This window comes from Undibacterium hunanense (assembly GCF_014284335.1).
Classification (GTDB): domain Bacteria; phylum Pseudomonadota; class Gammaproteobacteria; order Burkholderiales; family Burkholderiaceae_D; genus Undibacterium; species Undibacterium hunanense.
In genome coordinates, this window is record NZ_JACOGF010000019.1 from 20,511 (window position 1) to 32,396 (window position 11,886).

The 11,886-nt window shown below is 52.9% G+C and carries 11 protein-coding genes; 5 read left to right on the forward strand and 6 right to left on the reverse strand.

Annotated features, from left to right (window positions below):
* Positions 1-155: 155 nt before the first annotated feature.
* Positions 156-1,721 carry a B12-binding domain-containing radical SAM protein gene (locus tag H8L32_RS25090; protein ID WP_186950568.1) on the forward strand — a complete coding sequence of 522 codons (1,566 nt, stop codon included), beginning with the start codon at positions 156-158 and terminating at the stop codon, positions 1,719-1,721.
* 100 nt (positions 1,722-1,821) lie between these two features.
* Here H8L32_RS25090 and H8L32_RS25095 read toward each other — a convergent pair whose 3' ends face one another.
* The 6 genes from H8L32_RS25095 to H8L32_RS25120 all read right to left on the reverse strand — a co-directional run bounded on the left by H8L32_RS25095 (position 1,822) and on the right by H8L32_RS25120 (position 6,205).
* Positions 1,822-2,256 (reverse strand): hypothetical protein, encoded by a 435-nt coding sequence (locus H8L32_RS25095; protein ID WP_186950570.1) that lies wholly within the window; start codon positions 2,254-2,256, stop codon positions 1,822-1,824.
* 102 nt (positions 2,257-2,358) lie between these two features.
* Complete coding sequence (locus tag H8L32_RS25100) at positions 2,359-2,724, reverse strand: Imm41 family immunity protein (protein ID WP_186950572.1); 366 nt, start codon at positions 2,722-2,724, stop codon at positions 2,359-2,361.
* A gap of 49 nt (positions 2,725-2,773) precedes the next feature.
* Positions 2,774-3,619: a substrate-binding periplasmic protein gene (locus H8L32_RS25105; protein ID WP_186950574.1), complete on the reverse strand. Its 846-nt coding sequence runs from the start codon at positions 3,617-3,619 to the stop codon at positions 2,774-2,776.
* A 32-nt stretch (positions 3,620-3,651) separates the two neighbouring features.
* Positions 3,652-3,966 carry a metal-sensitive transcriptional regulator gene (locus H8L32_RS25110; RefSeq protein WP_329605228.1) on the reverse strand — a complete coding sequence of 105 codons (315 nt, stop codon included), beginning with the start codon at positions 3,964-3,966 and terminating at the stop codon, positions 3,652-3,654.
* A gap of 86 nt (positions 3,967-4,052) precedes the next feature.
* Positions 4,053-5,531: a sensor histidine kinase gene (locus H8L32_RS25115; RefSeq protein WP_186950578.1), complete on the reverse strand. Its 1,479-nt coding sequence runs from the start codon at positions 5,529-5,531 to the stop codon at positions 4,053-4,055.
* A complete protein-coding gene (locus tag H8L32_RS25120) occupies positions 5,531-6,205 on the reverse strand; it encodes a response regulator (protein WP_186950580.1) in 675 nt (224 codons plus the stop codon). The genes H8L32_RS25115 and H8L32_RS25120 overlap by 1 nt, the downstream gene beginning before the upstream one ends.
* A 356-nt stretch (positions 6,206-6,561) precedes the next feature.
* On the opposite strand from H8L32_RS25120, the gene H8L32_RS25125 reads away from it, so the two are divergent.
* The 4 genes from H8L32_RS25125 to H8L32_RS25140 all read left to right on the forward strand — a co-directional run bounded on the left by H8L32_RS25125 (position 6,562) and on the right by H8L32_RS25140 (position 11,874).
* Positions 6,562-7,677, forward strand: coding sequence for an ABC transporter substrate-binding protein (locus H8L32_RS25125; protein ID WP_186950582.1), 1,116 nt, complete (start codon positions 6,562-6,564; stop codon positions 7,675-7,677).
* A gap of 77 nt (positions 7,678-7,754) precedes the next feature.
* On the forward strand, positions 7,755-8,765 hold the full coding sequence (locus H8L32_RS25130) for a Bug family tripartite tricarboxylate transporter substrate binding protein (protein WP_230412410.1): 1,011 nt from the start codon (positions 7,755-7,757) through the stop codon (positions 8,763-8,765).
* Positions 8,766-8,898: 133 nt separating this feature from the next.
* On the forward strand, positions 8,899-9,975 hold the full coding sequence (locus H8L32_RS25135; protein WP_230412416.1) for an ABC transporter substrate-binding protein: 1,077 nt from the start codon (positions 8,899-8,901) through the stop codon (positions 9,973-9,975).
* A 120-nt stretch (positions 9,976-10,095) separates the two neighbouring features.
* Positions 10,096-11,874 (forward strand): ABC transporter permease, encoded by a 1,779-nt coding sequence (locus H8L32_RS25140; protein ID WP_186950586.1) that lies wholly within the window; start codon positions 10,096-10,098, stop codon positions 11,872-11,874.
* Positions 11,875-11,886 lie beyond the last annotated feature (12 nt).

Genomic DNA, 11,886 nt, shown 5'->3' on the forward strand with positions numbered 1-11,886 from the left:
TTTTGCTTATCGCAAGCCTGACTGCAGAGATAAATACTGAATATTCCTTAATAGTTTGCCAGGCTGACCAAACAAGCTGCCCACACAATAGACAACAGGCAAGGGCTTTACTACAGCGTACAATAGCGCTTTTAGTTGCAGCGCCCTCCTGTACCATGTCCATCCTGCTGACCACCCTCAATGCCCGCTACGCCCACGCCTCACTGGGCTTGCGCTATCTGCTCGCCAACATGGGTGACTTGCAGCCCATCACACAGATACAGGAATTCGTGACCGGTGCACGCAGCACGGATGTCGTCGAAAAAATCCTGGCACACCGCCAGCCCGGCAAAAAATTCATCGTCGGCTTTGGTGTCTATATCTGGAACGTGATCGAGACTACCCAGATCGTCGCCGTACTGAAACGTGTCGCTCCCGATGTCGTGGTCGTACTGGGCGGACCCGAAGTGTCATATGAAACCACCGAACAAGAGATTGTCCGGCTGGCAGATTACGTTATCACCGGCTGGGGCGATGTCAGCTTTCCTTCTTTGTGCCAGCAGATCCTGGCTGGCCCCAAACCGCTGATGAAAGTGCATGCTGGCCTGCAACCACCCATGGCCGACATACAACTGCCCTATAGCCTGTATAGCGATCAGGATATTCGCCATCGCACCCTGTACGTAGAGGCATCACGCGGTTGCCCGTTCAAATGCGAATTCTGTCTGTCAGCACTGGACAAAACCGCCTGGCCCTTTGATATAGACCAGTTTCTGCAAGAGATGGAAGGCTTGTATCAACGCGGCGCACGCCTGTTCAAATTTGTTGACCGCACCTTCAACCTGAATATCAAGACCAGCCTGAAGATCATGCAGTTCTTCCTCGACAAGCTGGAAGCAGCGCCGCATGACCCGGTGTTTGCCCACTTTGAAGTGGTGCCAGATCATTTGCCGGATGCATTGAAGGAAGGCATACAGAAATTCCCCGACGGCACCCTGCAATTTGAAATCGGCATACAAAGTTTCAATCCCGAAGTGCAGGCACTGATCAGCCGCAAGCAAAACAATGAAAAGGCCGCCGAGAACATACGCTGGTTGTGCCAGCATTCCAATGCGCATCTGCATGTGGACCTGATTGCCGGCCTGCCGGGCGAAACCATGGAAAGTTTTGCCCAGGGCTTTAACCGCCTGGTGGAACTTGGCCCTCACGAAATACAGTTTGGCATCCTCAAACGCCTGCGCGGCACGCCTATCATCCGCCACACCGAAGCCTTTGAACTGGCCTTTGATCCGCAACCACCGTACACCATTCTGGCGAATAAACACATCCCCTTTGCCGACATGCAAAGGTTGGTGCGCTTCGCCCGCTACTGGGACATGATCGCCAATTCAGGCCGGTTTTCCCATACCCTGCCACAGATACTGGCAGACGCCCCGTTTGAACATTTCATGGCCCTGTCCGACTGGCTGTATGCCAACACCGACGCCACCCACCGCATCGCCCTCGACCGCCTGGCGACCCTGGTCAGTAAATGGATGCAGGAAGTCCGCGGCATGAGCACAGAAGCCGTGCAGGCCGCCGTTTCCAGCGACTACGCCGGGCAAGCCATACACAGGCAGAGCAGCAACAAAAACGATGCATCTGCACCGGCCAGGCAAACTAAGAAAGAAGCAGCTAAAGAGGCAAAAAACGAAGCTGCACGGGCCCTGCCGCAAAGACAGGCACGCCACCTGGCGGCGTAATATCTACAGTTGCAGGGTGTTGGAAACCATGCGTTCAACAATCAGCACTGTATAAATTGGAAATCAACCCATACTCTATTCGTGTTTTCCTTGTCGGACCTTACGGATATTTATGACTGTTTTGCGACTGTGGTAATGCCCTAACGTCAAGCCGCTCAATTTCAAAATCAACATGGCCGTCACAAAGAATATCTGGTAGCTCAAGCACAAAGCCATGTACTTCAACAAGACCTTTGGATTCGTCAACAACACGCGCACATCCTTTGTACGAGTAGTTTCCGGTGCGCTCAATCCACTCAGACGACAAATTTTCTATTTCATCTGGGGGCCAGTCTGAAAAGTAAGTCGCACTAGCATCTCCGTCCAGAGTGAATAGGCGATTTTCAATGACATCCCCAGCTCGAAGATTACATGGCCAACAAAATGCCACTATTTCGCCAATCTCACTGCGCAGGGTCACGGATGCGCTTTCATCGCCTGGCGAAAACGGCTCGACAGAGATGACAGTGATGGTTTGTTTTTTTGAAATTTCCATACTTTTAAAAGTTGTAAAAGCCCGCGACAGGACGAAATCTACCGTTCGCGGAAGCGGACTGACCTTGATTTAACTGACATACGCAGCCTGGTCAAATTTGAGTTAGGGCAACTCAACCGCGTCCTCAGGAGGCACTGCTCCTGAAAAAACACCGATCACTGCCATATCAAATCTTTCTTTCAATGCATACATATCGTCCGTACTCAGGTTGACGATTTTAAAAACATCATTCTTATTAAAATGCGCAGCAAACAAGCGATCAACATTCGACTGTAGCCTGACAATTGCCGAGGCCAATTCCTTATCCACCGAACTCAGGTTTTTTAATTTATCTGCGGCCAGGACAAGATCCTTATGCAACATCCAGAAAGCATGTTTATCCCATATCCCACATTCAGTTAGCTGCTCATAAAAACTGCCCTTCCAATTTGCATTGCCTGGAAGATTACGGGAAATATTTTCAAACATGGAGATTTGCACATTCACTTTCTATTTCTGAAAATCGTTGGTCAATACCTCATTTATCCCGCAACAACAGGCGATTGATTTCCCCGGATTTTCTTCCGGCGAGTATGGCCAGGTTCAGTTTCTGTATCCACTCATCATACTGCGGTGAAACGGCAGCAAAATGCAGGTCATCTACCAGCAGCGGTTTGGGCAATACCTTGAAACTCTGTTCAATGGCTGTTTCCATATGGCTGGTTTCATTGCTTAACATGTTGATCAACAACTGCTTCACTTCTTCAGGTTGTGAGCGGCGGTCACCAAAGACCATGACATCCATTCTTTTGTTCAGCAGTTTCTTCAGGCGCGCACCATGTGAGCTGACATCCTCTTCCACCAGAAACAGAACATTGCGCATGCTATCAAATTCATCGCCATAACTGGCACCACGGACCACCCCCACGGTTTTGCCTTTAAGATCCTGCATACTGTTGAAGACAAAGCTGGCGTCACTACGGGTGACCAGCCAGACATAATTGGCATAGATGGTTTCAGAAAAACGGAAAGTCGCCAAGCGTTCGCGATTCCTGGATAAACCGAACACAATGCCTTCACCGTTTTTGGCATTGTTCAGCAAGCGTATCCACGGATAACGACGGATTTCAAAACGTATCCGCAATTCACGTTCAAAATAATTGAGTAACTGCCGGATTTCTTCGCGTATGGGAACCAGATCCCCTTCTTCATTACGCAATTCTCTCACCAGCAAGACCAGTTTCTTATCCTGTTTGCCAGCCTCTACGGCGTGCAGGGCAGGTGTTGGCAACAAGAACAGGAAAATGGAAAGCAGCAGCAACACATACCTGAGCACAAGGCGGTCATACCGGTAAAAACCACTAGATGATGTCGACACGCACATGATGATGACCTCGCTTTGTTGCGGGCAATACTTCAGGCAAATTTTTCCAGCAGCGAAGCCAGGCGGCGGGTGCTGGCGATGGCTTCTTCCGTGGTTTCGGCTTTTTCTGCATGCGTGACCACGGCACTGGTGAGGAAAGTCACAAATGAACGGTCCAGCGCCTTGCGTGCGGCCGACATTTGCTGGGCTACCGCTTCGCAATCTTCCGGTACGGCTGCCTTGGCGATCAGTTTTTGCACGCCACGCAACTGACCTTCAATGCGTGCCAGGCGATGCAACAGATCTTTCTTTTGCTGATCATTCAAGGCCGTACCCTGGACTATTTTCAATGGGGGCGTATCTGCCACGATCATGCTCCTTCGCTATAGTGGGATAATGATTGATGCCCGAAATGATCAGGGCCTGCATACTCTACGGAGTATCGTAACACCATTCAGACATGGCGCGGAAAACGGATATGCACGCGCAGGCCACCAGGGCTGGTTTTATCTTCGCCAGCAACAGAAGTTTCATCTGCACCGGCCTGATTATCCGCATCTGCAAATTTGCGTGCATCCCCCAGGACGATGTCGCCGCCATGCAGGACCACAATATCATGCACGATGCATAAACCCAGGCCAGTGCCACCGGGGTTCAGCACACTGCTGCTGGCTGCACGGTAAAAGGGTTCAAACACTTTTTCACGTTCAGATGCGGGGATGCCTGGCCCACTATCTTCAATTTCTATCATCGCCTGTTCATCCTGCAAATAAACCCTGAGGACGATACGTCCCTGTTCCGGCGTATAGCGGATGGCATTGTCGAGCAGATTGCTGAGCATTTCATGCAGCAGCAAGGCCTGGCCCCTGAAAGGTACATCGTCATCCGCTTCCAGCGCCAGGTCGATCTGCTTGCGCACGGCGGGCATCGCCAGTTCCAGGCAAACCTGACGTGCCAGTTGATTGAGTGACAGGTCTTCCAGTTCGGCAGCGGCTGCACCATGGCCGGTACGTGCCAGCGTCAGCAGGCGGTTTGCCAGATGGACAGTGGCATCCGTGGTCTGGGCAATGCTTTGCACGATCTGGCGCATGGCGACCGGGTCATTTTCGCGCAGGGCCAGTTCAGCCTGGGTTTTCAGGACCGTCAGCGGGGTACGTAACTGGTGCGAGGCATCGGCGATAAAACGCTTCTGGCCATTGATCAGGGTTTGCAAGCGTGCCATATAGCCATTCATGGCATTCACCAGCGGGCGGATTTCCTTGTGCACCACGCTGGGGTCAAAATCTGACAGATCGGTAGGCTCGCGCGCTTCGACATCGGCGCGCAACTGCATGATAGGTGCCAGCACGAAACGCAGGGCAACCCACACCATCAGCGCCACGGCCAGCACCAGCGTGGCCTGGCGCAACAGGGTGTCGATCAATATCTTGCGTGACAGGCCACGGCGGGCATCCAGGGTCTCGCCAACTTCGATCAGGGCGATGCCGCGCATCTGGTCGTCATACACTGGCTGGTGCAGGGCGGCGATGCGCACTGCCTGATCCTGGTAGTCGGCATGAAAAAAATGTACCAGCGCCGGATAGATTTCCGAGCGTGGCACATTTTTGGGCAAATCAGGCAAATCTTCATAGCCGGATACAAATTCGCCATTGACGCCGGTAACCTTGTAATACAGCCGCCCCAGGGTATCGGTTTCAAAACTGTCGAGTGCCACATAGGGCACATTGGCGACCACCTTGCCATCCACGATCTCGACTCTTTCTGCCAGCGCCCGGGCAGACGACAGCAAGGAACGGTCATACGCCAGATCAGCCGCATCCAGTGCATTGCGGTACACCGAAAAAGCATTCAGGGCGACCAGCAACACTAGAGGTATCAGCAGCCAGCGTAAAAACTGGCCACGCAGGCTGCCAAGGCGTTCTGGCGATGACATCAGCGCGCTTCCAGCAAATAGCCTATGCCACGCAGGGTCACGATCACCACTTTACCGGCACTGACACCATCGAGTTTCTTGCGCAGGCGATGGATATAAATTTCTATGGCATCCAGATTCGCATCGTCATCCAGGGCAAACACTTCATCAAACAGCTTGTCCTTGGATACTGCCTGGCCGGGGCGGCTGATCAGAGCTTCCAGCACCGCATATTCACGCGGCGTCAGTGACAGCGCCTGGCCGTCATAATGAAACTGACGGGTGACCGTATCAAAGCTGAGGGCACCACAAGTCAGAGTCACGGCTTCATTGCCCTGGGCGCGGCGCAACAGGGCCTTGACCCGCGCTTCCAGTTCGGCCAGCTCAAACGGTTTGGGCAGGTAATCATCGGCGCCGGAATTCAATCCATGTACGCGGTCATTCAGACCGCCACGCGCTGTCAGTATCAGCACGGGTGCCTTGTTGCCACGGGCGCGCATACGTTTCAATACTTCCAGACCATCCATTTTTGGCAGGCTGAGGTCGAGTATCACCAGCGCGTATTCCTGCGTATGCAGCAAGGCGTCGGCGTCGGCGCCGTTATGCGCCGTCTCTACCGTCAGATGGGCATCGCGCAAGGCCTTGGCCAGCCAGTGCGACAGTTCGATGTGATCTTCAACCAACAGGATGCGCATAATTTACCATTGTTATCAATGCCGCCAGACCGCGCAGCCAATCAGGAAAACCCGATTGCCGGGTAGCGTGCTTGCCATGTTTTTAATTCCACTTGCTTGCACTTGCCAACATTGTATATCCGCCTGACAGTGCACATGCCCGCTTATGTTAACTGGTTTATCGCCAGCCTGGTGATGTTGCTGTTGTCATCAGGCACCTCTGTATTTCCTTTTGTACCCTCATTTCTTGTTAAGAAGAAATTCCTGAAGCCTCCAACATATTGCCTGCTCATTGCAAACTCATTGCAAGCAAAGTGAAAGCTCACGCGCTTTAAGCTTCGCCATAAAACTGAAATACAAAAATAACGGAGACTGTCATGCACCACTTACGCCTGGGGTTCGCCCTGCTGGTTTGCCTTGCCCTGCACGCTACTGCCTGGGCAGAAGGGAAAATCCTGCTGGGACAGTCCGTAGAATTATCCGGACAAGCCACCGGCAAGGAAAACCGTGAAGGTGCGTTGCTGTATTTTGACTGGATCAACAAGCAGGGTGGTGTGAATGGCAAGAACATCGAGCTGATCAGCTATGATGACCAGCGTGACCCCGTCAAAACCAAAGAAAACACCCTGAAGCTGGTCAATGACGATCATGTCATCGCCCTGTTCGGCTACCGCAGCACACCCACCATAGAAACCGTACTGCCGCTGCTGGAAAAGTACCGTATCCCACTGATCGCGCCATTTTCCGGGGCCCTGAGCCTGCATCAGCCGCTACAGCCTTATGTTTTCAATCTGCGCGCCAGCTACCGTGATGAAGCAGCCAAAATGGTGGATTCGCTGGCAGACCTGCACATCAGCAAGATCGCCATCCTGCATCAGGATGACAGTTTTGGTAAAGACGGCCTGAACGGTTTTGTCAGCAAACTGGGTGAGCGCAAACTGCAAGCCGCTGTCATCGCCAAATATGATAGGAAGGACATGAAACTGGATGCTGCAGTAGCACAAATCGCCGCCACCACGCCACAGGCTATCCTGATGGCCTGTACCCCTTCAGCCTGTGCCGACTTTATCAAACAAATGCAGAAAACCGGGCAAAAACCACGCTTTTTAATGCTGTCCAACGTTAATTCCGATGAATTCTTTAAATCGCTGGGTGATGACGGGCGCGGCATCGGTGTCATGCAGGTGATGCCCTATCCGCGTGATTTTGGTATTCCTGTGGTGCGTGAGCTGCAAAAAGTCCTGAAATCCATTAAAAATCCGCCACCCTTGTCCTATGCTGTACTCGAAGGCTTTGTTGCTGCAAAATTAATGACGGAAGCACTGCGTCGTGCCGGCAACCGTCCCGATACGCAAAAGCTGACGCAGGCACTGGAAAACATGCGTCAGGTTGACCTGGGTGGTGTGCAGGTCAGCTACAGTGCCAAAGATCACGATGGCTCGCATTTCGTGGAACTGACCATCATAGGTAAAAACGGTGCGATTTTGCGTTGAATATTGTCTTAAATATTGCGCTGAAACCACACCCTGACAGGTGAAAGCGTACTGAAAGATTCATTTCGGTATGATCCATGCAATCAATCAAACATGGTCTCATCATGCAACTGCGGCGCACACATCTGGCACTGATACTGGCAAGCCTGCTTGTCAGTCTTCCTGTTGCCGCTGCACGCCCATCCGTCAGCCAGACCGGCCCGGACCAGGCCTTGTGTCTGGTACCAGCCAAACCTGGCGGTGGCATGGACCTGACCTGCAAGCTGGCCCAGACTACCTCTGCCGACCATCAGATGCAGATCAATTATCTGCCCGGTGGCGTCGGTGCCATCGCCTGGACCACCATCATTTCACAAAGAAAAGCCGAAGCCAATACCCTGGTTGCCTATTCTGGCGGTTCGCTGCTGAACCTGGCCGAAGGCAAATTCGGTAAATCCGAGGCCAGCAATGTGCGCTGGGTCGCCGCCATAGGCACCGACTACGGCATGATCGCGGTACGCAAGGATTCTCCCTACAAAAACCTGCGCGAACTAATGGATGCCATCAAAAGCAAGCCTTCCCAGATCGCCATCGGTGCCGGCGGCACCGTCGGCAGCCAGGACTGGCTGAAGATGGCACAAATCGGCAAACAGGTAGGCATCGATTCAAAAACCATGCGCCTGGTCGCCTTTGAAGGCGGTGGTGAATCATTTACCGCCTTGCTGGCAGACCATGTGCAGGCCGTATCCGGCGATGCTTCTGAAGCCAGCCTGCATGCGCGCGACGGCAAGATACGCGTGCTGGCAGTGTTATCCGATGCACGCCTGCCAGGTCCGCTATCAAATGTACCGACTGCCCGCGAGCAGGGCTTTGATGTCACCTGGCCGATTATCCGCGGTGTGTATATGGGGCCACAAGTCAGCGAAACGGACTACCAGAAATGGGTCACGCATTTCCAGCAGGCCATGAACACACCGGCATTTGAAGAACAAAGAAAAATCCACGGCCTGTTTCCCTTCGCCATGACCGGCAAGGAACTGACCGATTACATCAACAAGGCGGTCAGCAATTACCGCCTGCAGGCAAAAGAATTTGGCATGGTGCGCTAGGGCTAAAGCTAAGACTAAGCTAAGGCCAAAGTCTCAGCTGGCGCAGCATGGTAACAAATGATCAGGCAGTATTTATCTCAAACAAAAAAACAGGAGAAGACAAATGAAAGCAACAAACTACTTCGTCAAGAGCATGGCGGCACTGGCCGTCGGCAGCATCATGATGCTGAATGCCCAGGCCCAGGCACCGGCTGGCTATCCGGCTGACTACAGCAAGATCGTCGATGGTGCCAAAAAAGAAGGCAAGCTGGTCATCTACAGCGCCACCGATACCAAGGCCGTAGAACCGCTGATCAAGGATTTCCGCACCATGTATCCGGACGTGCAGGTCGAATACAATGACATGAATTCCACTGAAGTCTATAACCGCTATATTTCTGAAATGGCTGCCGGCGGCAACAGTGCCGACCTGATGTGGTCATCTGCCATGGATTTGCAAACCAAACTGGTCTCCGATGGTTATGGCCTGCAATATGCGTCGCCAGAAATCAGCGGCATACCGCAATGGGCGATCTGGAATAATTCTGCCTACGGTACTACATTTGAACCAGCGGTTTTTGTTTATAACAAACGTCTGGTCAGTGCTGATGAAGTACCAAAAACCCATGCCGAATTTGCCAAGCTCATCAACAGCAAGCTGGATAAATTCAAGAACAAGGTCACTACGTACGACATCGAAAAATCTGGCGTAGGTTTTATGTTCATTACCCAGGACAGTCGTGAAAACAAGGATTTCTGGGAACTGGCCAAAGCCTTCGGTAATGCCAGCGTCCGCGTGCAGTCATCTACCGGCACCATGCTGGAACGCCTGTCTTCCGGCGAAAACCTGCTGGGCTACAACATCCTTGGTTCATACGCCCTGGTACGTGCGGCCAAAGACCCATCCATCGGTGTGCAGATCCCTAAAGATTACACACTGGTGCTGTCACGCGTGATGTTCATCAGCAAAGCCGCCAAGCATCCAAATGCTGCCAAGCTGTGGCTGGATTACACGCTGTCCAAACGTGGCCAGACCATGATTGCGAATGAAGCCAAGCTGTACGCGATACGTGCCGACGTCAAGGGTGAAACCACCTATTCTGACCTGGCAAAACTGATCGGTATCGGCCTCAAGCCTTTGCCAGTCAACCCGATGTTGCTGCAATACCTGGATCAAACCAAACGCCTCGCTTTCCTGAAACAATGGAAAGAAACCGCAGGCAAAAAATAAGCCTGAGGGCATGGTGCATGTTTACATTTGCACCATGCCAGCCTGTTCTTCCTGTGGGTCTTTTTTCCACACTGTCTTTTTGCAATCAACTGAATCTCAACCCTTGATATTGGGCCAAGCATGAGCACCCTGAGTCTACCTCCGCGTGGCAGATGGTCACAACTGAACTGGCCACGTGGCCTGGTCGTGACGCTGACACTGCTGGCGATTTTTACGCCACTGTCACTGATACTGTTCCAGAGTTTTTTGAATGCCCCCTTCTTTTCGCCGGTAAAAGAACTGGGACTGGATTCTTATCGTTTCATTTTTGATGATCCTGATTTTCGTCAGGCATTCTGGAATGGCCTGATCCTGGCCTCTGGCCTGGCTGGCATCGCCGTACCCATGGGTGCCTTGCTGGCCTTCCTGATGATACGTACCGACTTGCCGGGACGCAGCTGGATAGAACCCATGCTGCTGGTACCGATTTTTGTATCCCCCATGGTGATGGGTTTCGGTTATGTGGTGTCGATGGGCCCGGTTGGTTTCTATACCTTATGGGTCAAGCAACTGACCGGTGTCGAACCATGGAATATCTATTCCTTCTTCAGCATCGTCATGATTGCCGGTCTGACCCATGTGCCGCACGTCTACCTGTATTCATCTGCCGCGCTGAAAAGCCTGGGCTCGGATGTGGAAGAAGCAGCACGGGTCGCCGGTGCATCGCCTTTCCAGGTGGCGCTGCATGTGTCGCTGCCCATGATCATGCCGGCACTGGCCTTTGCTGCCGTGCTGGTATTCTTCCTGGGCTTTGAAGTCTTCGGTCTGGTACTGGTGCTGGGCGATCCGGAAGGCCATCTGGTGCTGGCAACTTATCTCTACAAGCTGACCAATAAGCTGGGTACACCGTCGTATCACCTGATGGCGGCAGCGGCTGTCTGTCTGGTTGCGGTCACCATGCCACTGGTCATGGTACAGCGCTGGTTGCTGAAATCAGCCAACAAATACGTATCGATCAAAGGCAAGGGTTCACGCCAGAAACCGCTGCCCCTGGGCAAGTGGAAATGGCTGGCCTTTGCCGTACTGGCAGCATGGCTGATCTTTACCATCGTCTTGCCACTGTCCGGCATCGTACTGCGCGCCTTTGTGTCTTACTGGGGTGAAGGTGTGAAACTGGCTGACGTGATCACGCTTCAGCATTTCCGTGACATCCTGGAACAGCCTTCGCTGATGCGTGGCATTTTCAATACCGTGCTGATCGGCATCATCGGTGGTGCGCTGGCAGTCATTTGCTATGCCGGTGTGGCGCTGGCCATGCACCGCAAGCCAGACGGCATTACCCGCCTGCTGGACTATAGCGTGCTGGTACCGCGTGCCATTCCTGGCCTGCTGGCCGGTTTGTCCTTCCTCTGGGTATTCCTGTTCGTGCCAAGCTGGCTGGAAGGCGGCCTGAAAGGGTTTGACAATGCCTTCTGCATCTGGCTGATCGAGAATGTCATTCCACAATTGCGGGCCTTGCGTTCCACCATCTTCTCGGTCTGGATTGCGTATTCCGTGGTGTGGATGGCATATGGTCTGCGCCTGATTTCCACTGCCCTGCTGCAAGTCGGGCCGGAACTGGAAGAAGCCGCCCGTGCCGTCGGTGCCAGCCGTGGCCAGGTGACACGTGATGTCACCCTGCCGCTGGTCAAATACGGTTTGCTGGGTGCCTGGCTGATGGTATTCCTGATTTTTGAACGTGAATATTCAACCGGCGTGTATCTGCTGTCGCCGGGTACAGAAGTGATCGGTGCATTGATCGTGTCATTGTGGGCAGGTGGTTCGGTGGATCTGGTGGCGGCATTGTCCTTCATCAATATCACCCTGGTCGCTATCGGTCTGGGTCTGGCATTGCGCTTTGGCGTCAAGCTCAGCCACTGATCAAACCCTGTT